General features: G+C 53.9%; 21 protein-coding genes and 3 tRNA genes. 11 read left to right on the top strand and 13 right to left on the bottom strand.

The genetic code is table 11. From position 1 onward, the window contains the following. Positions 1-2 precede the first annotated feature (2 nt). From EAE_RS09360 to EAE_RS09370, 3 genes are read right to left on the bottom strand one after another with little or no spacing between them, the layout of a single operon-like run. Complete coding sequence (locus EAE_RS09360) at positions 3-2549, bottom strand: fimbria/pilus outer membrane usher protein (RefSeq protein WP_015704150.1); 2547 nt, start codon at positions 2547-2549, stop codon at positions 3-5. Between the two features lie 33 nt (positions 2550-2582). After that, the gene (locus EAE_RS09365) at positions 2583-3269 is read right to left on the bottom strand and encodes a fimbrial biogenesis chaperone (RefSeq protein ID WP_015704151.1); all 687 of its coding nucleotides are present in this window, start codon (positions 3267-3269) and stop codon (positions 2583-2585) included. A gap of 56 nt (positions 3270-3325) precedes the next feature. Beyond that, complete coding sequence (locus EAE_RS09370; RefSeq protein WP_015368657.1) at positions 3326-3895, bottom strand: fimbrial protein; 570 nt, start codon at positions 3893-3895, stop codon at positions 3326-3328. A 501-nt stretch (positions 3896-4396) separates the two neighbouring features. On the opposite strand from EAE_RS09370, the gene EAE_RS09375 reads away from it, so the two are divergent. Then, positions 4397-4948 carry a winged helix-turn-helix domain-containing protein gene (locus tag EAE_RS09375; RefSeq protein ID WP_015368656.1) on the top strand — a complete coding sequence of 184 codons (552 nt, stop codon included), beginning with the start codon at positions 4397-4399 and terminating at the stop codon, positions 4946-4948. Positions 4949-5103: 155 nt separating this feature from the next. Here EAE_RS09375 and epmB read toward each other — a convergent pair whose 3' ends face one another. Beyond that, entirely contained in the window at positions 5104-6135 is a 1032-nt protein-coding gene (gene epmB / locus EAE_RS09380) for an EF-P beta-lysylation protein EpmB (RefSeq protein ID WP_015704152.1), read from the bottom strand. Between the two features lie 42 nt (positions 6136-6177). Between epmB and efp the strand changes: the two genes are divergently transcribed. From efp to sugE, 4 genes are all read left to right on the top strand, one after another. Beyond that, a complete protein-coding gene (gene efp / locus EAE_RS09385; protein ID WP_003855940.1) occupies positions 6178-6744 on the top strand; it encodes an elongation factor P in 567 nt (188 codons plus the stop codon). A 64-nt stretch (positions 6745-6808) separates the two neighbouring features. After that, positions 6809-6940 (top strand): entericidin A/B family lipoprotein, encoded by a 132-nt coding sequence (locus EAE_RS09390; protein WP_015368654.1) that lies wholly within the window; start codon positions 6809-6811, stop codon positions 6938-6940. A 158-nt stretch (positions 6941-7098) separates the two neighbouring features. Next, the gene (ecnB, locus tag EAE_RS09395) at positions 7099-7245 is read left to right on the top strand and encodes a lipoprotein toxin entericidin B (RefSeq protein WP_015368653.1); all 147 of its coding nucleotides are present in this window, start codon (positions 7099-7101) and stop codon (positions 7243-7245) included. A 138-nt stretch (positions 7246-7383) separates the two neighbouring features. Continuing rightward, positions 7384-7701, top strand: a complete 318-nt coding sequence (gene sugE, locus EAE_RS09400; protein WP_015704154.1) for a quaternary ammonium compound efflux SMR transporter SugE — start codon at positions 7384-7386, stop codon at positions 7699-7701. Here the strand turns inward: sugE and EAE_RS09405 are convergent. From EAE_RS09405 to frdA, 5 genes are all read right to left on the bottom strand, one after another. Further along, positions 7698-8228, bottom strand: coding sequence for a lipocalin family protein (locus EAE_RS09405; protein WP_015368651.1), 531 nt, complete (start codon positions 8226-8228; stop codon positions 7698-7700). The two genes, sugE and EAE_RS09405, sit on opposite strands and share 4 nt — an antisense overlap. A gap of 113 nt (positions 8229-8341) precedes the next feature. Further along, entirely contained in the window at positions 8342-8701 is a 360-nt protein-coding gene (frdD, locus tag EAE_RS09410; protein WP_015368650.1) for a fumarate reductase subunit FrdD, read from the bottom strand. A gap of 10 nt (positions 8702-8711) precedes the next feature. After that, positions 8712-9107 (bottom strand): fumarate reductase subunit FrdC, encoded by a 396-nt coding sequence (frdC, locus tag EAE_RS09415; RefSeq protein WP_015704155.1) that lies wholly within the window; start codon positions 9105-9107, stop codon positions 8712-8714. A 10-nt stretch (positions 9108-9117) separates the two neighbouring features. Continuing rightward, positions 9118-9852 carry a fumarate reductase iron-sulfur protein gene (gene frdB, locus EAE_RS09420; protein WP_015704156.1) on the bottom strand — a complete coding sequence of 245 codons (735 nt, stop codon included), beginning with the start codon at positions 9850-9852 and terminating at the stop codon, positions 9118-9120. Next, positions 9845-11635, bottom strand: coding sequence for a fumarate reductase (quinol) flavoprotein subunit (gene frdA / locus EAE_RS09425; RefSeq protein ID WP_015704157.1), 1791 nt, complete (start codon positions 11633-11635; stop codon positions 9845-9847). Before frdA ends, frdB begins: the two co-directional genes overlap by 8 nt. 277 nt (positions 11636-11912) lie before the next feature. Between frdA and epmA the strand changes: the two genes are divergently transcribed. Together epmA and yjeM are read left to right on the top strand one after the other, a co-directional pair. After that, positions 11913-12890 carry an elongation factor P--(R)-beta-lysine ligase gene (gene epmA / locus EAE_RS09430; protein WP_015368646.1) on the top strand — a complete coding sequence of 326 codons (978 nt, stop codon included), beginning with the start codon at positions 11913-11915 and terminating at the stop codon, positions 12888-12890. A 202-nt stretch (positions 12891-13092) separates the two neighbouring features. Beyond that, positions 13093-14595, top strand: a complete 1503-nt coding sequence (gene yjeM, locus EAE_RS09435; RefSeq protein ID WP_015704158.1) for a glutamate/gamma-aminobutyrate family transporter YjeM — start codon at positions 13093-13095, stop codon at positions 14593-14595. A 43-nt stretch (positions 14596-14638) separates the two neighbouring features. On the opposite strand, the gene mscM is transcribed toward yjeM, so the two are convergent. The 3 genes from mscM to rsgA all read right to left on the bottom strand — a co-directional run bounded on the left by mscM (position 14639) and on the right by rsgA (position 20164). Next, positions 14639-17965 (bottom strand): miniconductance mechanosensitive channel MscM, encoded by a 3327-nt coding sequence (gene mscM, locus EAE_RS09440; RefSeq protein ID WP_015704159.1) that lies wholly within the window; start codon positions 17963-17965, stop codon positions 14639-14641. A 24-nt stretch (positions 17966-17989) separates the two neighbouring features. Further along, a complete protein-coding gene (gene asd / locus EAE_RS09445; protein ID WP_015368643.1) occupies positions 17990-18952 on the bottom strand; it encodes an archaetidylserine decarboxylase in 963 nt (320 codons plus the stop codon). A gap of 150 nt (positions 18953-19102) precedes the next feature. Further along, complete coding sequence (rsgA, locus tag EAE_RS09450) at positions 19103-20164, bottom strand: small ribosomal subunit biogenesis GTPase RsgA (RefSeq protein ID WP_015704160.1); 1062 nt, start codon at positions 20162-20164, stop codon at positions 19103-19105. Between the two features lie 94 nt (positions 20165-20258). Between rsgA and orn the strand changes: the two genes are divergently transcribed. Then, positions 20259-20804 (top strand): oligoribonuclease, encoded by a 546-nt coding sequence (orn, locus tag EAE_RS09455; protein ID WP_015704162.1) that lies wholly within the window; start codon positions 20259-20261, stop codon positions 20802-20804. A gap of 41 nt (positions 20805-20845) precedes the next feature. On the opposite strand, the gene EAE_RS09460 is transcribed toward orn, so the two are convergent. Beyond that, positions 20846-21577 (bottom strand): arginine ABC transporter substrate-binding protein, encoded by a 732-nt coding sequence (locus EAE_RS09460; RefSeq protein ID WP_045362535.1) that lies wholly within the window; start codon positions 21575-21577, stop codon positions 20846-20848. A gap of 291 nt (positions 21578-21868) precedes the next feature. Here EAE_RS09460 and EAE_RS09465 point away from each other — a divergent pair. The 3 genes from EAE_RS09465 to EAE_RS09475 all read left to right on the top strand — a co-directional run bounded on the left by EAE_RS09465 (position 21869) and on the right by EAE_RS09475 (position 22238). Further along, positions 21869-21944: transfer RNA gene (locus EAE_RS09465), tRNA-Gly, on the top strand. A 71-nt stretch (positions 21945-22015) separates the two neighbouring features. After that, positions 22016-22091 (top strand) — tRNA-Gly (locus EAE_RS09470). A 71-nt stretch (positions 22092-22162) separates the two neighbouring features. Next, a tRNA-Gly gene (locus EAE_RS09475) sits at positions 22163-22238 on the top strand. Positions 22239-22385: the final 147 nt, after the last annotated feature.

Below are 22385 nucleotides of genomic sequence, written 5' to 3' on the forward strand. Positions count from 1 at the left end.
GGCTAGCGACACACCGCTTCGATCTGGTTTAAGCCAGCGGTTTTGCCTTCCCGCGGAGGTAATGTGAAGGGGGCTTTACATTGCTGGGAACTACTTTTTCCCCACTGTACGTTGAGCGTCCCGGTTTGCTGCAGACCGGACATATAGACCATCCCGGCGTCGCTGACGATACTCGCCTGGCTTTTCGCATCGTCGGCCAGTAAGACCATAGCGCCGTAAGGAACGTCTTGACCGCTAGCCGTTTTCAGGTGAATAAAGGCGCGTTGTCCGATCTTGCCGTCGTAGTTGGCCCGTACAATGGCGCCGCGGGTTGGCACCACGGTTTGCGTCGTTTCCGGCAGTTCCATATCATCACCAAGCGTGGTGCTATCAAGGGTAATATCAGTGCGGCGATAAGGGGTGACGTAAGGCACGATGGCATAGCCGCGGTAGTCGGTTGAGATAGTGCTATCGGTAGTCAGCTTGACGTTATCTAAGCCTGGAGCCTTAACCAGCACGGCGGCATCGGTGATGTCCTGTCCTAACGTAATACCGTCGGCGTGGGCGATAATGCTACCGCTGGCGCCATAATCCACGCGCTGACTGTCACGATCGTAGCTATAACCGGCATTGATGCTGCCCTGGGAACCGTTATAGGTAGCGCGCATGTCGCCGCTGTAATACTCACGGTTGCTATATCCCTGCTGGATACTCCAGTCCAGGCTATCGTTTTCCAGCCCCACGCCGCCGATAGCGACGGATTGATCCGTCGAGCCGGGGTTACTATTGGTGAGCTGATAGCTGGTGTAGGTGCCAGGGAGCCAGTTGCTGATTGGCAGCGTGACGGTCAACGTAATGCGCTGATCGTCCTGCGCGTCGCTGTCGGAGCTATTGTTGCTCCAGGTATAGCGGCTATAGCTATAGCCCAGATAGAAGTTCACATTTCTAAAGCCGCCGTTATAGCCAACGCTGATAGATTTGTTGGTGCGTTTATCATCCCAATAATCTTCAACCAGCCCGCTAATAGATACGCTGCCCAGGCCTTTACCCAGACTTTGGTTGAGGGTCAGGTTGGTGCGATTGCGTAATGAACGGGTGGTATAGCGACCGTCATTAGCATAACTATCCAGCACCTCGGATAAGGTGTTAAATCCCTTAGTAGAGTATCGATAGCCAGCGATGGTGATGTTGGTGCCGGTATCAAGGATATTTTTACCATAACGGATTCGCCAGGACTGTCCTGAAGTCTTTTCCCGATCCTGCATTTTTGACCAGGCTTGGGTGACGTCAGCTGACGCGGCTCCGAAATCGCCGAGGTTATAGCCGAGACCGGATGACAACGCCTGATAATGCGAGGCCATCTGCATCCCGCCGTAGGCGGTCAGGCTACTGGACACCCCGTAGCTGGCCGTTGCCTGGGTAAATGGCGTTTCATGTACGCCGTCATCATATGGGCGATATTTACCTGAAGTGATTTCATACTGCAGCTGGCCTTCACGCACCATGACCGGTAGCGTGGCGAACGGTACGATGAATTCTTGCTTTGAGCCATCTGATTCTTCTACGGTTACATACAGGTCGCCGCTACCGCCGCTGGGATACATATCGGTGATTTCAAAGGCGCCGGGGGCAACGTAGGTCTGATAGACCTGATAGCCGTTTTGCTTAACGATCACCCTGGCGTTGGTTTTTGCAATCCCTCGGATAATTGGCGCATAGCCGCGCAGGCTCTCTGGCAGCATGGAGGTATCCGTCGCGAGTTGGACCCCAGTAAACGGAACGCTGTCAAAGATCCCGGAAAGCGAGGAGCTTTCGCCCATCACCAAATTACTGTTAATGGGGCGTATACTACGCTGCATGTACAGGTACGCCGACTCCCAGTCGCCTGCGTCGCCTTTTGTTTTATTCCAGGTGCTCAGATTCCTGATGCGCCAGGGGCCGAGGTTTAAGCCGGACTGGAGGTTAAGACTATAGTATTCGTCTTCGGATTCGAAATCATCCGAGCCGCTGAACTGGTAATTCACCAGTAGCGCGTTAATTCCGTCGTCAAATTGATCCTCAGGGATAAATCCTTGCACGACGGTGGATAATGCCGCCTGAGGGATGGAGATATTTAAACGCTGCGCGTTAAAATCAAAATCCGCTTTGGTATCTGGAATAACCGTCAGGTTAGTACAACCATTAGCATCTTCTTGCAATTTAGTGAATGCTTTAACTCTAACGCCATATTGCGATAAGTCCTTGAGACTGAAGCAGGGCGCCAGTTTGATCTCATCGCTAGCGGTGCTGGCCCGGCTATTATCAATCACAAATTTTATAGTTTTGGTATCCAGGTATTGGCCATTAAAGACGATGTCCACCCGGTAGTTACCGGGAGCCTGCGCGTTCCTGGCTTCAAACACAGATAAGTCTGGGGCGTTTGAAGGATCGCTACCATTCAATGAGTTTATGAATGAGGGATCGAAAAAATCACGTGCTTGCGCTTTGTTATCCAAACCAGAAAAAAATGCGGCCAGTAATGCAATTCCTGGCGCTGATAGTTTGAATAGGTCTTTATTTTTATTTTGCATAGACACATCCCTATAAGGTTAAACAACTTCCAATTACAACGATGATGAATAGAGCGTTCCGGCTCCGCCATAATCGTTGACTATTTTCCATGTAATACCTGATGCGGTTACATTTTGTTTTAAAGTGACTTCCTTGGTCTCCATCGGCGGGACAGAACTCACTTCATTTTTAATTTCGGTATTACCGATTTTTATTGTATTGAAGTAATAGAAAAATGGCGTAGGGTTCTTAATTGATAATTTATTGCCTGATTTTCGCCATTCAAGTTTTGCCGCTTCGGTATTCGGGGTCATATCAAACAGCGATTTTGGCCGAAATACCAGACGCATACGATGGCGAACCGCCAGCTGGATGGTATTATTTTTAGCATTCGTATCATCCGCGGGGGGAATAGCCATAACGTTGAAATAAAATATCGATTCGCGATCGGTTGGCGCCGCGACATTACCTGTAGAAAACAGGCGAACGGTATTTTGTTGTTTTGCTTCGAGACGAAACAGTGGCGGCGTGGCCATGAATGACGGCGTTTGTCCTTTTGGGGTCTCAATCCAGGACTTGATTAAATAGGGGATACCGTCTTTGTTCTCTATTTGTGCCGTTACTTCACGGGAGCCTTCTTTGTAAAGATAGCGGGTAGACTCAATGACGATACCGGCATGCGCAATGCCGCTTATCAGTAAAAAACAGGGAAAGACAAGTTTAAATAAGGTCCTGAACATAGCATTTCTCTAAACGAAAAAAGGGCTCGCCAGACAGCGAGCCCTTCGGGGTAAAATTAAGCGCCAGTGGTATAGTCGATAGTAAAGGTTGCTACGCCTTTAACCGGACCTTCGGTTACGGTGGTAGCTTCGTTTACTTTCACATAACCCGCGTAGTAGTTCAGAGAAGTGACGGAACCGTCAGTGTAGGTTTCAGCCATGGTTTGGGAACCATCGAAGGCTACACGAGAACCATCGCTGGCTTTCGCGATGCCGATACCGATGCCGGCAGCGCCGTCGTCAGCGGTGTTGTCCAGAATTGTTGCGTTGGCGCTGGTGGTACCAGTAACTGCAACAGTCAGGCCGGTTGCTGGTTTTTCGCTGCCTTTGGCGCAATCAGAAACGTCAAAACCAAACTTCTGGCTTTTGAACAGGACGTTAGCAGTCTGTGCATTCGCTTCGCTGGTGGTAACAGAAGTCAGACGAACGATGCCGTTGTTCAGAGTACCAGTCGGGGTGACTACGCAAGAAGAAGAGGAGTCGTTGACTTCGCCAAGAACGGTCACTTCAGCAGTGTTAGCGGCCATTGCCTGTGCGCTCAGAACTGCAGATGCAGCAACCATTACAGCTACGATTGTTTTTTTCATTTATTTGTCCATGTATAAATACGTAATCCCTGAAATAGATGTTGCCTCAGTTTTAATTAACGGATCACTGAATAACCGTTAATTGACGCTGAGTCTTAACACTATCCCGTTCTTTACTCCTTTGGTGTCCTTTGTAATATGCAGGTACTTGCCCGCAATTAGCGTAAGACGGGAGCAGTGAGGAATTTAATTGGCAAGCAGGTAAAATGCATGTGAATTTTAATTGAATAACCTATTTTAATGATGGGAGGAACGTTTCACATTTTAATCTCCTTGAATAGTAGTTGCGTTAACGTGATGAATGTTCGACAATATACTTGGCTTCCTTTTCGTTAAAAGGTCACGTTGGCCTTGGCGCCGTTCGAAAATGGAGAGCCAATGATTGAGATGTGAAACTATCTAACGGCAGGGCTGTTTAGGGCTATTTGCTCAAGTTCAAAAATGGAATCTCATTAACTTCATGTTTAATTCACGTGACTAATGAATAAAAGGAAAAGCATTATGGCATTTAGCGAGTTCATTATTAATAATGAAGTCATATTCGATGTGAATATGAGTGAGTTACGACCTGTTAATGGAAATGGTGAAAGCATTAACTTGAATGGTCCAACTGCACGTTGTCTACAATTGTTAATTGAAAGTAATGGACGAATCATTTCTCGAGAAGAATTTCTGGAATCTGTCTGGAAAACAAGGGGGGTTGTCGTCGCGCAAAATACTTTTTATCAAAACATATCATTGCTCAGAAAATCACTGCTGAAGGCTGGATTATCACAGGATATCATTGTTACTGTCAGGCAGCGTGGGTTTATTCTTGCAACTGGTTCCTTGATCGTACCGGTTGTCAAAGCTGAGGAAGAAGTGTCTACCTGCCAGATAACCCCCTTAATAAAAAAAGTTGTAACAATAGAAGATAGTGTGCCAGAGATAAATAACAATGAGCGCCAAAATTATATTGAAAACAAAAGAGATAGAGCATTTAAATTACCCATGTGGTTTATTCTTATGTTCGTAATTATGGCTGTAACTAATATCCTTTCGTTATTTTATTAGAAGCATTATTACTACATCGTTTAAATTGTACTTAATATATAATTATAAAGCTCAAGAAAGCACTGTATTCAGGCGAAGGCTGAAAAACTAGTGGTATATTTAACTGGAAAATATGCTTTTCAAGTATCTGCCGGACAGGGCCGGCAGAGAGGGGCCTAGGGCTGTTGTTTCAAACCTAAATCCAGCGGCGTTTTACTCGGTTCGCCGCCGATTTCACGTGCCAGTCTTGGCACCATATAACCAGATACCAGCGTTAATAGCTCACGCATGATCGCCCGTGCTTCCTCATCTTCTACCATGAAGTGGGCTGCGCCCTGGACTTTATCGAGCACGTGCAGGTAGTAGGGCATTACCCCGGCGTCGAACAATGCATTGCTGAGGTCCGCCAGGGTTTGCGCATTGTCGTTAACTCCGCGTAACAGAACACTTTGGTTGAGTAGTGTTACGCGCGCTTGCCGCAGCCGCGCCATCGCTGCCCGGAACTCCGGGCCGATCTCGTTGGCATGATTAATATGGTTGACCAACAGTATCTGCAGCGATGAGGTGTTAAAGCGAGCCGTCAGCCCTTCGGTGATCCGCGCCGGTATGACAATCGGCAAGCGGCTATGGATGCGTAACCGTTTAATATGCGGGATCGCTTCCAGTTCCGTCAGCAACCAGTCAAGCTCATGGTCTTTGGCCATGAGCGGATCGCCGCCGGAAAAAATAATTTCATCAAGCTGCGGATTGGCGGCTATGTACTCGAGCGCCGCCTGCCAGTTGCGTTTATTGCCCTGGTTCTCGGCATAAGGGAAGTGGCGGCGGAAGCAGTAGCGGCAGTTGACCGCACAGCCGCCTTTCACCAGCAATAGCGCCCGGTTGCTATATTTATGCAACAGGCCAGGTACAACGCTGTGTTGTTCTTCCAGCGGATCGGTGGAGAAACCTGGGGCGGCAACAAACTCTTCTTGTGCGGTAAGTACCTGACGAAGAAGAGGATCGTTTGGATTACCTTTTTCCATACGCGCGATAAACGCGCGCGGTACGCGCAGCGCGAAGAGACGCTTCGCATCGCGTCCCGCCAATAGGTTTGCATCTGTTTCCAGATCTAAAAGATGCAATAGTTCATCGGGACTGGTCACAACATCGGCAAGTTGCGTGATCCAATCTTCTCTGGATGGGGTATTTAGGGTTACAATATGCGCCATTTTGTGGCTTAGCTACCAAGTTAAACAATTTCAGAGGGCCTTATGGCGACTTACTATAGCAACGATTTTCGTGCTGGTCTTAAAATCATGATGGATGGCGAACCGTATGCGGTTGAAGCCAGCGAATTCGTTAAACCAGGTAAAGGCCAGGCATTCGCACGCGTTAAGCTGCGCCGCCTGCTGACCGGCACCCGTGTAGAAAAAACCTTCAAGTCCACCGACTCTGCAGAAGGCGCGGACGTTGTCGATATGAACCTGACTTACCTGTACAACGACGGTGAGTTCTGGCACTTCATGAACAACGAAACCTTCGAACAGCTGTCTGCTGATGCTAAAGCTATCGGCGACAACGCGAAATGGCTGCTGGATCAGGCTGAGTGCATCGTTACCCTGTGGAACGGTCAGCCTATCGCTGTCACGCCGCCGAACTTCGTTGAACTGGAAATCGTTGAAACCGATCCAGGTCTGAAAGGCGATACCGCAGGTACTGGCGGCAAGCCGGCGACTCTGTCCACTGGCGCAGTGGTTAAAGTTCCGCTGTTCGTTCAGATCGGCGAAGTCATCAAAGTAGATACCCGCTCCGGCGAATATGTATCTCGCGTGAAGTAATTCATGCTTTGAGACGGTGGGCGCAGCCTGGTTGCTGCGCCTTCAGTTTCACGCCGGGACTAACATGAACCAGACGCTCAAACTTCTTGCCTTGCTGCTGCTCAGCGGCGCGTTGCTTACTGGATGCAATACCGCTCGCGGTTTTGGCGAAGATATCCAGGGGTTGGGGCATGCCATTTCTCACGCCGTTAGCTAATCTCATTTCATTAGATCATTCTCATTCTCTGAATTCATCTTGCTAAGTTCCGCCTGAACCTCTTTTTCTCTTAAAAAACGCGACTATCCCTTCATTCTGAATCAGTTTGGCTATGCTTATAGGGCAAGAAAACAAAAACTGTTTATAAGGATGATATTATGGTGAAAAAAACGATTGCGGCGTTCTTTACTGTTTTGGTCCTTTCTTCTGTGCTCACCGCATGTAACACCACGCGTGGTATCGGTGAAGACATTTCTGACGGCGGCAGCGCTATCTCTGGTGCGGCGACCAAAGCTCAGAATTAAACATTACCGGTACGGCCTCGCGCCGTACCGGTCTTCACATTGCCGGCGCCGTTGTTTATAATCCCGACGTTTTCAACCACCTTGCGGGACGACCCGTGAGCGTATCTCATCCGGGGACGGCCCCATTACTGGAGCCTTATGTCCTGGATCATTCTCTTTATCGCCGGTTTGCTGGAAGTCGTGTGGGCCGTCGGCCTCAAATATACCCATGGATTTAGCCGCCTGTTGCCAAGTGTGATTACCATAGCCGCTATGGTCGTCAGTATGGCGCTGTTATCGTGGGCGATGAAATCACTGCCGGTGGGTACCGCCTATGCGGTGTGGACCGGGATCGGCGCCGTTGGCGCAGCGATAACCGGCATCGTGCTGCTGGGCGAATCCGCAAGCCCGATGCGTATCGCGAGCCTCGCCTGTATTGTGATCGGCATTATCGGGCTGAAACTCAGCGCGCATTAATAGCGCTGGTTAACCCAAATCAGTTTGCTTACGTCGAAGCCCTGCCGGGTGGCGATATCCAGCATCTGCTGTTTCACCTGCGGCGAAATCTTCGGCGTGCGCGCCAGTAGCCACAGGTAATCGCGATCCGGGCCGCAAACCAGCGCATGGCGGTACTCTTTATCCAGCGCAATCACGTTGTAGCCGCCATAGAAGGGGCCGAAGAAAGAGATCTTCAGCGCCGCGCGGTTGGGATCGCCGGTGAACCAGGCAACGCCGTCTGTTTTCTGCCAGATCCCACGCTCGGGGTTATAACCTTTATTAACCACATCTATGCCGCCATCGCCGCGCAGACTGTAAGTCGCGGTGACCTTTTCCAGCCCGCTTTCGAAATGATGATCGAAGCGGGCGATTTCATACCAGGTGCCGAGGAAGCGTTGGCTTTCAAATGGGCTGACGACGGTCACGCCAGCGGGAGGAACGGGATTGCTGCACGCAACGCTCAGCAATGACGCGATAACCACGGTGAGAACTGGCAGCAGACGCATAGGTATCTTCCTTACCGCTTTTTCTCTAAGTGTAGATAGCGGCAGGAAAAAAGTAGGGCGATTTTGTCGATAAGCGAGCCCGGTAACAGATTGCTACCGGGCGAGATGTTGCATCAGATAAATAACACGCCGACCAGGGTGACGACGGTTAAAATCGCCGCCAGGCCATAGAAGACCCATTTGCCGTTCGGCACGTGGATTTTCAGGTCGTGCATCGCATGGTGGATACGGTGCAAGCCGCACCACAGCGGCAAAACAATCATCAGAAAGATAAAGAGGCGACCGATGAAGCTATGGGCGAAGGCGTAAACGCGTTCGTAGCTGAAAGCATCGCCAGGCGCGAGCCCCAGCGGCAGCAGTATGCCGACCAGCAGCACCATCACCGGCGCGATAATCGCCCCCCACATACCGCCTGCGCCAAACAGCCCCCAGAACACCGGTTCATCGGAACGTTTTGGATTGGGATTAATCATATCAGCCTCCTTACCAGAACAGCGCGACAAACAGGATGACGATGCTAACCAGCGCCGTTACCGCCCACAGCCCTTTAATCAGCGGCTCAGGCCCCATTTTCTCGCCTTTAACAATGATGTTGGCGGCTTTCGGCGCCAGCTCAAACCAGGTTTTGGTGTGCAGCAGCGCCGCTGCAAGAGTGATCAGGTTGAGGATCACCACAATCGGGTTTTGCAGGAATGCCACATAGCCCTCCCAACTTTCGGCGCCGTGCTTGAGGGCGAACAAGCCGTAAATCAGCACGATGCTGAACCAGACCGTTGGCACCGCTGTCCCTTCACGCAGCATATAGAAGCGATAAAACGGCAGCTTCTTCCACCAGGTGGAGGTCATGGGCCGCACGTAGGGTTTGCGTTTAGTTGTCATAGTGCACTCCTTAGCGTGGTTTCAGGGTGGCGATCAGGAAGTCTTTCGAACTTTCTACCTTGCCCTGCTGAATGGCGGCCGCCGGATCGACATGCTTCGGACAAACTTCGGAGCAGAAGCCGACGAAAGTACAGCTCCACACGCCGTTCTGGCCATTGAGCTGCGCCATACGTTCCTTTTTGCCGTGGTCGCGGCTGTCTTCGTTGTAGCGATGGGCGAGGGTGATCGCCGCCGGGCCAATGAACTCCGGGTTCAGACCAAACTGCGGACAGGCGGCATAGCACAGACCGCAGTTGATGCAGCCGGAGAACTGATGGTATTTCGCCATCTGCGCCGGGGTCTGTTTATTCGGCCCCTGATCCGGCGTGCGGTTATTTCCGATGATATACGGCTTAATCGCTTCCAGACTTTCGATAAAGTGTGTCATATCGACCACCAGATCGCGCTCAATCGGGAAATTAGCCAGCGCTTCAACCTTCAGACCCTTGCTGTAATCGCGCAGGAAGGTTTTACAGGCCAGTTTTGGCACCTTGTTGACCATCATGCCGCAGGAGCCGCAGATCGCCATGCGGCACGACCAGCGGTAGCTTAAGTCCGGCGCGAGGTTATCTTTGATATAGCCCAGCGCGTCGAGCAGCGAGGTTTGTTCGTCGTAAGGGACCTCATAGAAAGCGCTGTGCGGCGCGGTGTCGACTTCCGGGTTGTAGCGCACCACTTCAATTTTCAGTTTTTTCATCTCAGCCATGGGTCGTCTCCTTCTTCTCAGCGGCTTCCGCTTCGGCGCCATACACGCGTTTAGCCGGCGGCAGAGTGGTGATCTTCACATCGCCATACTCCAGGCGCGTGCTGCCGTCAGCCTCACGGAAGGCGAGCGTATGCTTGAGGAAATTGACGTCGTCGCGTTCAGTGCAGCCTTCATCGAGACGCTGATGGGCGCCGCGAGACTCTTTACGCGCGATAGCGGAGTGCGCCATGCATTCGGCGACGTTGAGACCATGGCCCAGCTCAATGGTGTAGAGCAGGTCGGTATTGAACACGCTGGAGGTGTCGGTGATACGCACGCGCTTAAAGCGCTCCTGCAGCTCGGCCAGCTTATCGATGGTTTTTTGCATCAGCTCCGGCGTGCGATAAATACCGCAGCCTTCTTCCATCGACATACCCATTTCGTCGCGGATTTTGGCCCAGTTTTCATTGCCCTGCTGGTTGACGAGGTATTTCAGACGGTTTTCAACGTCGTTGACCTGCGCATCCAGCGCCGCGTTGTTGGCTTCGCCCGCGGCCATTGCGCGCTGCATAGCTTGCTCACCGGCAAGGCGGCCAAAGACCACCAGCTCGGCGAGCGAGTTGGATCCCAGACGGTTGGCGCCGTGCAGGCCGACGGAGGAACATTCGCCCACGGCGAACAGGCCCTTGATGCGGGTTTCGCACTGCTGGTCGGTCTCGATACCCCCCATGGTGTAGTGGGCGGTCGGGCGCACCGGAATGGGCTCCTTCACCGGATCGACGCCGACATAGGCTTTCGCCAGTTCGCAGATGAACGGTAGGCGTTCAAGCAGTTTCTTCTCGCCAAGATGGCGCAGGTCCAGATAAACCACATCGCCGCGCGGCGTCGGAATGGTGTTGCCTTTGCGCCACTCGTGCCAGAAGGCCTGAGAGACTTTATCGCGCGGGCCGAGTTCCATGTATTTATTTTTCGGCTCGCCGAGCGGTGTTTCCGGCCCCATACCGTAATCCTGCAGGTAGCGATAGCCGTTTTTATTCACCAGAATACCGCCTTCGCCGCGGCAGCCTTCGGTCATCAGGATCCCCGATCCCGGCAGGCCGGTTGGGTGATACTGGACAAACTCCATGTCGCGCAGCGGGACGCCGTGGCCCAGCGCCATGCCCATGCCATCGCCGGTGACGATGCCGCCGTTGGTGTTATAGCGATAGACGCGGCCAGCGCCGCCGGTAGCCATGACGACCGCATTGGCGCGAATTTGCACCAGCGTGCCTTCCATCATATTCATTGCCACCAGGCCGCGGGCCTGGCCGTCATCGACGAGAATATCCAGCACGAAGTGCTCGTCGAAACGTTGAATTTGCGGGAACTGGAGGGAGGACTGGAAGAGGGTATGCAGCATATGGAAGCCGGTTTTATCGGCGGCGAACCAAGTACGTTCGATTTTCATCCCGCCGAAGCGGCGAACGTTGACGCTGCCATCCGGGCGGCGGCTCCACGGGCAACCCCACAGCTCAAGCTGGGTCATTTCCGTGGGGCAGTGATGTACGAAATAGTCTACAACATCCTGTTCACAGAGCCAGTCGCCGCCGGCGACGGTGTCGTGAAAATGGTATTCAAAGCTATCGTGATCCTGCGCGACCGCCGCAGAACCGCCTTCGGCGGCGACGGTATGGCTACGCATTGGATAGACTTTTGAAATCAGTGCGATTTTGGCTTTTGGATTAGCTTGCGCAGCGGCGATGGCTGCGCGAAGACCTGCTCCGCCTGCGCCAATGACGACAAGATCGGCTTGAAAAGTTTGCACGACATTCCTCCAGTTTTTGTGTATTTCGCCGCCGGGCTGGCGAAAAAGTATCACTGCTCCTTTATAGGTAAATGAGTATAGCCATAGGGATGGTGGGGAAAATTGACGCGTTCGATTTTTTTATCAATCCGTGCGCTAATTTATCAATTTTATTTATGCAATTAAGTTAGCAATAAATTATCAGGATGTAATATCGCCGCCGGATTGCACAAAATTTGTTTCACTCGACGGTTGCGAGTAGACTTCGTGCCCTTGTATGAAATCGGAGAAAAGTACCATGAGCGAGACGGCAACCTGGCAGCCGAGCGCATCCATTCCAAATCTGTTAAAACGTGCGGCTGTAATGGCGGAAATTCGCCGTTTCTTTACCGACCGCGGCGTGCTGGAGGTGGAAACGCCTTGTATGAGTCAGGCAACGGTGACCGATATCCACATGTTCCCGTTTGAAACCCGTTTCGTCGGCCCCGGCCACTCTCAGGGTCTGAATCTGTATCTGATGACCAGCCCGGAATACCACATGAAGCGGCTGCTGGCCGCCGGGTGCGGGCCGGTATTTCAGCTGTGCCGAAGCTTCCGTAATGAAGAGATGGGTCGTCACCACAATCCAGAGTTCACCATGCTGGAGTGGTACCGTCCGTGCTACGACATGTATCGTCTGATTAACGAAGTTGACGATTTACTGCAGCAGGTGCTCGAGTGCCAACCCGCGGAAAGCCTCTCTTATCAACAGGCCTTCCAGCGCTATCTGGAGATCGATCCGCTCTCGGCAGATAAAACCCAGCTGCGCGAAGTGGCGGCAAAGCTCGATCTCAGTAATATCGCTGATACGGAAGAAGATCGCGATACTCTGCTGCAGTTGTTGTTCGCCATGGGCGTAGAGCCGCACATCGGTAAAGAACGTCCGACGTTCGTCTATCACTTCCCGGCAAGCCAGGCTTCGCTGGCGCAGATCAGCACCGAAGATCACCGCGTCGCCGAGCGCTTCGAGGTCTACTACAAGGGGATGGAACTGGCGAACGGTTTCCATGAATTGACCGACGCGCGCGAACAGCAGCAGCGTTTTGAGCAGGACAACCGCAAACGTGCGGCCCGTGGCCTGCCGGAGCAGCCCATCGACTATAATCTGCTGGCTGCGCTGGAAGCCGGCCTGCCGGATTGTTCCGGCGTCGCGCTGGGCGTCGATCGCCTGGTGATGCTGGCGTTAGGTGTAGAGACCATCGGCGAAGTGATCTCATTCACCGTCGATCGCGCCTGATTAACTGCGCTTCCCTTTCATGAGGAGAGGGAAGCGGTTTCCCGCCGTTAGCGTTTTCCCCTTCATTCAAAGATTTTTACAGTTCTCCCCGCTGCATTAGCCCTAATAACCACAATTTCAAACTGGATTATTGCTAGGATCCGCGTTCAATTTCTGCTTACCTGGCGACGCCGTTCGGCGACGCTCACGTTTGGATCGATTTATGCCTCAACAAATCAAGAAGATGAGCCTGATTGGGCTGATATTAATGATCTTTACTTCGGTGTTTGGCTTTGCCAACAGCCCTTCGGCGTTTTATCTGATGGGTTATAGCGCGATGCCGTTTTATCTTTTCTCGGCGCTGTTTTTCTTTATTCCTTTCGCCTTAATGATGGCGGAGATGGGCTCGGCATATCGTAAGGAAGAGGGCGGGATCTATTCGTGGATGAACCGCAGCGTCGGGCCGCGCTTTGCATTTATCGGCACCTTTATGTGGTTTTCCTCTTATGTGGTGTGGATGGTCAGCACCGCGGCGAAAATTTGGGTCCCTTTTTCGACCTTTCTCTTCGGCGCGGATAAAACCCAGAGCTGGGCTTTTGCCGGCTTAACCTCGACGCAAACCGTCGGCGTGTTGGCCGCCTGCTGGATGGTGCTGGTGACGCTGGTAGCGGCGAAAGGAATAAATAAGATTGCCAAAATTACCGCCGTCGGCGGTATCGCGGTGATGTGCCTGAATCTGGTACTGCTGCTGGTGAGCGGGGCGATTCTGTTGCTGAACGGCGGCCATTTCGCACAACCGCTGGATTTCACGGCGTCGCCGAACCCAGGATATCAATCCGGGCTGGCGATGCTCTCTTTCGTGGTGTTCGCCATTTTCGCCTACGGCGGAATTGAAGCGGTCGGCGGGCTGGTGGATAAAACCGAGAAGCCGGAAAAGAACTTTGCCAAAGGTATTATTATCGCCGCGCTGGTGATTTCGATCGGCTACTCGCTGGCCATCGTGCTGTGGGGCGTCAGCGCCAACTGGCAGCAGGTATTGAGCAACCACAGTACCAACCTCGGCAATATCACCTATGTGTTGATGACCAGCCTTGGCGCAACGCTTGGGCAAGCGCTTCATCTGTCGCCGCAGGCGGCGGCGCTGACCGGCGTATGGTTTGCACGCATTACCGGGCTGTCGATGTTCCTGGCCTATACCGGCGCATTCTTCACCCTGAGCTATTCGCCGCTGAAGGCGATTATTCAGGGGACGCCGAAAGCGCTGTGGCCGACGATGATGACCAAAGTCAACGCCAACGGTATGCCGGCTAACGCCATGTGGCTGCAGTGTCTGCTGGTGAGTCTGTTTATTCTGCTGGTCTCCTTCGGCGGCGATACCGCCTCGGCGTTTTATAACAAGCTGACGCTGATGGCTAACGTCTCGATGACCTTGCCGTATCTGTTCCTGGCGATCGCGTTCCCGTTCTTTAAGGCCAAAGCCAATCTCGATCGTCCATTTGTGATGTTCAAAAGCCGCATAAGTACGCTGCTGGCGACGACGATAGTGGTACTGGTGGTAGCGTTCGCCAATATCTTCACCGTTATTCAGCCGGTGATGGATTCCGGCGACTGGAACAGTACGCTGTGGATGGTCGGCGGGCCGATTTTCTTCTCGCTACTGGCGCTAGGGATCTACGAGAACTATCGTCAGAGAACGGCGGTACAGGTAGCGCTGGCGGAGGGTTAAGAAAGAGAATGCCCGGTGAAGCGCTCACCGGGCTAGTTAGTGCTTACAAACTTCCTGGCGTACGGCTGCTTTTACCCGCTGAGTTCAGCGGCTGGCTGCTGCGCAGGCCATCCAGGCTTTCCAGACGCATCTGGAACGGCGGGAACGGCATGTCGATGCCATGCGCGCGGTAACCCGCCAGAATCAGCTGATGTAGCTCATGACGCAGCGGCATACGGTGTCCCATCTCGGCGGCGTAAATACGCAGCTCGAAAATCTGAATCCCCTGCTGCAGGTCAACGAGAAACGCTTCCGGCGCCGGGGTATCAATCACCAGCGAGCAGCGATGAGCGGCGGTCAACAGAATCTGCGTGACCTCTTCCGTATTGGCCTCCGCGGGCGCCGGGATAGTCAACACCACACGAGTGACCGAATCCGACAGCGACCAGTTGATGAACTGTTCGGTGATGAACGCTTTGTTCGGCACAATGATCTCTTTGCGGTCCCAGTCGCTGATGGTGGTGGCGCGGGTATTTATTTTCGTCACGCTACCGGTCAGGCTGCGGATAGTGACCGTATCGCCGATACGGATCGGTTTCTCAAACAGGATGATCAGGCCGGAGATAAAGTTGGCGAAAATTTCCTGTAGACCAAAACCAAGACCGACGCTGAGCGCCGCCACCAGCCACTGCAGTTTCGACCACTCAATACCAATCATCGAGAAGCCGACCAGCCCGCCAATTAGCATCAACAGATATTTGGTGATGGTGGTGATGGCGTAGCCGGTACCCGGCGTCAAATCCAGATGTTGCAGAATCGCCAGCTCCAGCAGCGCCGGGAGATTGCGCACCAGCTGGGTGGTGATAATCAGCACCAGAATGGCAATCAGTACGGCCCCGAGGGTAATAGGCTCAAGACTTTCGACGCCCTGTACCGTGGAGGTCACATCCCATAGCGAGATATTTTCGAGGAAGCCGAATGCCGAGTGAATTTCCGACCACAGAATAATCACCGACAGCAGGGCTATCAGCATCAGCAGCGAGCGGACCAGGCGCAGGGACTGGGTACTGATGGCGTCGAGGTCGACTTCGCTGACTTCCGCTTCGACCGAGCCTTCGGTGCTGGTGGAGTGGGCGGTATCTTCTTCGCCGCGGGCGCGCTGGGCGAGGATTTCCGCACGGCGGTGTTTGGCGCGATCGAAGGCCAGACGCCGACGCTGAATCAACATCCAACGGCGAATAATATGGTAAACCACCAACAGCAGGAACCAGATGGCGACCGAGGTTTCCAGTCGCGCCAGTAGCGCCTGCGAGGTGGCAAGATAGCCCACCGCCGCCGCCAGCATCGCGATTAGCGGCGCGCCGAGCAGCAGGTTCCACAGCAGGCGGTTCACCATGTTCTCGCCGTCGCCCGCTTTATCAAGATACAGCGGGATCCCGGCGTGTTTCAGGCTCAGCGTAACCAGCGCCAGCGCGCCGCATATCAGCATGAAGCACAAGCGGCCCAGCGAGGCGGAGAATTCGCGGTCGTTGAGGTTATCAAACATGATCAGCGCCATTATCAGCGGCACAATCAGGCCAATGCTCATCAGGTAGTAGCGCATGGCTTTGGCGACGCGGTTACGCGGCCAACCGAAGTGGGCGATGAACAATCCATTCGGCCGGGCGAAGGTAGCGCAAATCATCACTACCCACAGCAGCGGCACGGTGGCGGTCACGCCGTCGCCAATGGCGACCGCTAGCGGGAAGGGCCAGGCCGCCTGCAATCCGTAGCCGAGCGTCATCCACAATACCGGCAGCGGCGAAGCCACCAGAATTGACCAGAACACGGTACGCAGCGTCAGCCAGAAATGATCCTGAGTCACCTTGCCAATCCGCGCGCTGGAGCGCTCAAGGAAGCGGGTAAAGTGGCGGCGCGAATAGATACTGAAGCCCACCAGCACCAGCGCGCCAAACAGCGGGAACAGCGTCTCTTTGCTGGTCAGCATCATGACGCTGGCCTTGCCGAGCTGGTTGATGGTATCAAGCGAGATCAGACGACGCAGATCCTGCACCACTTCCAGCGGCCAGGAGAAGCCAATTGGGCTGACGTCCGAGGTCCAGAACAGATAGCGGTGGGTTGCTTCGTTAATTTCTTTCAGCGCGTCTTCTAACTGGCCGTTGGCGACTTTCAGTTTCGTCAGTTCGAGCAGCAAGGTATCGCCGCCGCGCAGCAGCGAGTTAAGCAGCTCGCTCTGGGTGCGCAGTTGCGCCTGCAGGATGCGGTTTTGGTCCGCGGTGAGCGGTTCGCCGTCGGCCTGGCGAATCAGCCGTAGCTGCGCCTGCTTGCTGAGCAGGTCTTCGTAATGCAAGCGCTGCACGCGCAACTGGGCCGTTTCAGTATCTAACTGCTGTGGGCGCGGGCGCTCCGGCAGACGGGCGACCTGGGCGCGAAGCGCTTCGCCCAGTAGATTCGATGATCCCAGCCACTGCGACTGTTCGCGTAGGGTGTTCAGCGCCTGGCGCACCTGGAGCGTTTGATTGGTTGCCTGCCGCTGCTGCGAGGCCACCAGATCAAGGCGCTGGACCTGCTGGTTGAGCGCCTGCGATAGCTCGCGGTTAATTTTGAACTGGTCGATGATCCCCGGCGGCAGGTTTTCACTGTTTTCCGCCAACAGCTCGGTACTCTCCAGCGCCTTTTCCGCTTCGCGTTGGCGCTGGCTGTTCTGCTGATTGCGCAGCGCCTGCAGGTAGGCATCGAGTTGTTCGCTCTGTTTCTGCGCCAGCTCAGAGCGGATGCGCGACAGCTCCTGGCGGTTGTTAGCGGAGAGTTGGGCCAGATCCAGCTCGTCGACCAGCGCTTTCAGACGCGCGGATTCCGCCTGCAGACCGAGATTTTGCGCCTGCGCCAGCGGCGTATTGCCGGGCTGCGCGCCGACGCGACGTTCAATCTCATTAAGCTTGCGGCGGGCGTCGGTTTGCTGTTGAGGCAATTGGTTGAGAGAGTCGGCAATTTCCCGCGCCCGATCCTGCTCCTGCTGCGCCTGGCGGCTGGCTTCCAGAAGCTGGCTGCTGACCTGCAGGATCTCCTGATTCAGCGCGTCGGCGGTGAGGGCGGTAGGTACCTGGTGCGGCGTTTCGCTGACATTCGCTAACTGGGCGCGGAGAGTTTGAAACAGTTTGGGAAAATTATCGATGACATCCTGGTACTGGCGAGCGCGCTCAACGGAGGCATTGCGTTCCTCCAGCGCATTCAACGCGGCTTGCAGGACCTCTACGGTTTCAGGCTGGGCGGGTTTCGCCGCCTTCGCCTGTTCCAGTTCCTGGGTAATTTGCTTGACGTCCGGGGCCGTCGCTGCGTACGCCCCGAAGCTGAGGCTCAAGGCCAACAGAAAAGTGTATATCAGGCGCACGGCGTAACCCTTTGTCGTCAGGAATTAACCTTCGTCTTGTTTATCGTCAACCAGCGGGCTGGCGCGGTGTTCGGCGCGGATCTCTTCTTCCGGCAACGGCGCAGGTTCCACGGAGATATCAGTTTCTACGGCCGTGGCCAGCGGTTCGCCGATTTTGGTGACTGACAGGCTTTGCAGTTGTTCAACCAGCTTCACCTGGCCCGGCGCAAACAGGTTAATCACCGTTGAGCCCAGTTTAAAGCGACCCATCTCCTGGCCCTTCAGCAGCGCAACGGAGCCTTCGCTTTCGCCTGCAGGCCAGGTCCAGCGCTTGATAATGCCTTCGCGCGGCGGCGTCACGGTGCCGGACCAGACGGTCTCGATGCTGCCAACAATCGTTGCGCCGACCAGAATCTGCGCCATCGGGCCAAATTCAGTATCGAACAGGCAGATGACGCGCTCGTTGCGAGCAAACAGGTTCGGTACGTTTTGCGCGGTCAGGTGGTTTACCGAGAACAGATCGCCCGGGACATAGATCATCTCACGCAGGATACCGTTGCACGGCATATGCACGCGGTGATAGTCGCGCGGCGACAGGTAAGTGGTGGCGAAACTACCGTTACGGAACAGGTCAGCCATCTGGTAGTTACCCGCCAGCAGGGCTTCCAGGGTGTAATTGTGGCCTTTGGCCTGCAGAATTTTGTCATCTTCGATAGCGCCAAGCTGGCTGATAACGCCGTCAGCCGGCATCACCAGCACGTTGGGATCGGTGTTGAGCGGGCGAACATCGTCACGCAGCGGGCGAACGAAGAAGTCGTTAAAGGTGCGGTAAGCGGCGGTATCTGGCTTCTGCGCCTCTTTCATATCGACCTTGTAGTATTTGACGAACAGATCGATAACCAGTTTAGTCAGCCAGCCTGCTCGTTTACTTGCCCCCCAGCCTGCGAGGCGGGTGAGCCACAGTTTAGGCAGAATGTATTGTAGTGAGAGTTTAAACGAGTTTAACAAGGTAGCCTCCAGGCCGTTAATTGTCGTTCCTGACCCCGCTTTGGTGCGGGGTACTGAAAAGGGGGACGATTCTATACGTAAACTTCAGCGAATTGTATCCGCGCCGTTGTGCTGGCAAAGCGAGTACGTATAGCGACGACAGCTTAAATGTCAGTCGTCGGTTGATGAAAAGCTTTTACGCGTTTTTACCTGCACCTGTTCCATACTTTCCAGGATGCGGTGATAGTTGGCGAAACGGCTTTCGGCGATGGCGCCTTTTTCTACCGCTTCGCGAATGGCGCAGCCCGGATCGGTGTCGTGCTTGCAGTCGCGATACTTGCAATGGCCTAAATAATCATGAAATTCGACAAAGCCGTTGGTGATTTGTTCCGCATCAAGATGCCACAGGCCAAACTCGCGCACGCCCGGGGAGTCGATCACATCGCCGCCGTGCGGGAAGTGATAAAGACGCGCGGCGGTGGTGGTGTGCTGGCCGAGCCCTGACACATCGGAGACGTCGTTCGTCAGGATTTGCTCCTCCCGCAGTCCCAGCAGCGTGTTCAGCAGGCTGGATTTACCCACCCCGGACTGGCCGGCAAAAATACTGATGCGCCCGGTCAGCGCCTCTTCAAGCGGCTTCAGGCCGTCCTGAGTATGGCTGGACACCATCAATACCGGATAACCGATTTGGCGATAGATATCCATCTGCTCGTTGACGAAGGCCATGCCGTCATCGTCCAGCAGGTCTATCTTATTCAGTACCAGCAGCGGTTCGATATTCTGCGCTTCGCAGGCCACCAGATAGCGGTCGATAATATTGAGCGACAGTTCGGGTAAAATGGCCGAAACCACCACGATTTGGTCGATATTTGCCGCGATAGGCTTCACGCCGTCGTAAAAGTCCGGGCGCGTCAGCACCGAGGCGCGTTCATGTACCGCTTCGACGATACCTTTGACGTTGACCCCGTCGGCTGCGTCTTTACCTGGCCGCCAGACCACGCGGTCGCCGGTCACCAGGGAACGAATGGTCCGGCGAATGTTGCAGCGGTGGGTCGTGCCATCCGCGGATTCGACATCGGCATGCATACCAAAACGGCTGATGACGATGCCTTCTGAAGGCTCGCCAAACAGGTTGTCATCGTAGTCGGCCTTCTCCGAAGTCGTTTTCAGGCGGCGCTGGTGGTTGGCCTTGACGCGGCGCTGCTGGCCTTTGGAGAGCTTATTTTTACTCAATCGAACTGGCTCCTGGTCGCCCTGATGGGGCAAAACCTCTATGATACACGCTATTTTAGATGAATATAGTCACGCAAGAAGGGTGGAAAATAGCATGAGTGCAGATGAAAACAACCTGATTTGGATCGATCTTGAGATGACGGGGCTGGATCCCGAGCGCGATCGCATTATCGAAATTGCCACCCTGGTCACCGACGCGAATCTGAATATTCTGGCAGAAGGCCCGACCATTGCCGTGCACCAGTCTGATGCTCAGCTGGCGCTAATGGACGAATGGAACGTGCGTACTCATACCGGCAGCGGGCTGGTCGATCGCGTGAAGGCCAGTACGGTGGGCGACCGCGAAGCGGAACTGGCCACTATTGAGTTTCTCAAGCAGTGGGTGCCGGCAGGGAAATCGCCAATTTGTGGCAACAGCATCGGTCAGGACCGCCGCTTCCTGTTCAAATATATGCCGGAACTGGAAGCTTACTTCCATTATCGCTATCTCGACGTCAGCACCCTAAAAGAGCTGGCGCGCCGCTGGAAGCCGGAAATCCTTGATGGGTTTAAAAAGCAGGGCACTCACCAGGCTATGGACGATATCCGCGAATCCGTCGCCGAGTTAGCCTATTATCGCGAGCATTTTATTAAGCTCTGAAGCGTAAACGGGGCCTTCATGGCCCCGTTCTTTTTGCTGCCTTACTTAAACCATTTCTGTTCCATCTGCTGGAACTCCGGCGACGCCTTCACGACCTCCAGCGCGTCATTTATCTGCTTAAGCAACTCCGGGTCGTCTTTGCGTACCGCGATGGCATATTGTTTGCCGTAGTAGGCCGGGTCGGTGGCGCGCTCTTTCATCTCGGCGTAATCAGGATTCTCCGCCAGCCACTGGTCCATCGTCGCTAAATCGCCGATCGCGCCGTCGACTTCGCCGCTTTTCAACGCCGCCAGCGCGTCGCTATCGCTGCCAAAGGCGACGGTTTGAATGCCTTTTTGTTTATCGCGTAGATAACGCTGGTGGACGCTACCTTTGACGACGGCGAGCTTTTTACCCTGCAGGTCGGCAAACCCGTGGGCGGCGTCTTTTGCCGTGACTACCACGCCGGAGAGCTCCTGGCGATAAGGTTGGCTGAAGGCGACCTGCTTTTCACGCATCGGCAACACTTCAATGCCGGCGATAATGGCGTCGAACTTTTTAAAGCGCAGCGCCGGAATGAGGGTATCAAAGCGCTGCGGCGTGAATTTGCATTCCGCTTGCATCTGCTTACACAGCGCATTGGCCAAATCAATGTCGAAACCCGTTGCCTGGCCTTTGCCTTTGACGGTCTCAAACGGCGGATTGGCGGTTGTGGTGCCAAAATGGAGCGTCTCGGCAGAAGCCGTTCCGATGAAGGATGTGGTCAGCAGCAGGACGGAAAGCGCTTTTTTCATTCTGAATCCCTGATTGTCGTCATGGTGGACCTTTTCGCGGATAACCTCCGCGGTGTCATGCGGGCGATTTTGCGCCATTCGCGCGGGGGTAAAAAGATATTTTGCTAATTATGGCGGTTATTTATACAATTCAGTGGACTGTGTGGCGAGAAAGTGTCCATTCAAACAAAAACGAAAAAAAGTGCTCGCCAGGGGGTTGCAGGTGAATCGAATTCTCGTATAATGCGCCTCCCGTAACGACGCAGAAATGCAAATTACGACGCCATCGAAATATGGCAAAAAAGCAGTAACGCGGGAATAGCTCAGTTGGTAGAGCACGACCTTGCCAAGGTCGGGGTCGCGAGTTCGAGTCTCGTTTCCCGCTCCAAAATTTGAAAGCAGCACCATACCAAAACATAGTTTTCAGGTTACCGACAGGTAGATTGAAAACCAATGTAAGCGGGAATAGCTCAGTTGGTAGAGCACGACCTTGCCAAGGTCGGGGTCGCGAGTTCGAGTCTCGTTTCCCGCTCCAAAATTTGAAAGACACACCATACCAAAGCATAGTTTTCAGGTTACCAGCAGGTAGATTGAAAACCGATGTAAGCGGGAATAGCTCAGTTGGTAGAGCACGACCTTGCCAAGGTCGGGGTCGCGAGTTCGAGTCTCGTTTCCCGCTCCAAATTTCTTCCTTTATCCAGTTTATCCACAGTGCGAAATCGCGCCGGGGATGATTTTCATTGCCTATCCAAAAATACTGTAAACAGAGTTATCCACAGGCTATCGTTTGGCTGACGGCGCGATAAATGCTTCACTTTGTAAATAGTAT

Source organism: Klebsiella aerogenes KCTC 2190, from assembly GCF_000215745.1.
Lineage (GTDB): Bacteria > Pseudomonadota > Gammaproteobacteria > Enterobacterales > Enterobacteriaceae > Klebsiella > Klebsiella aerogenes.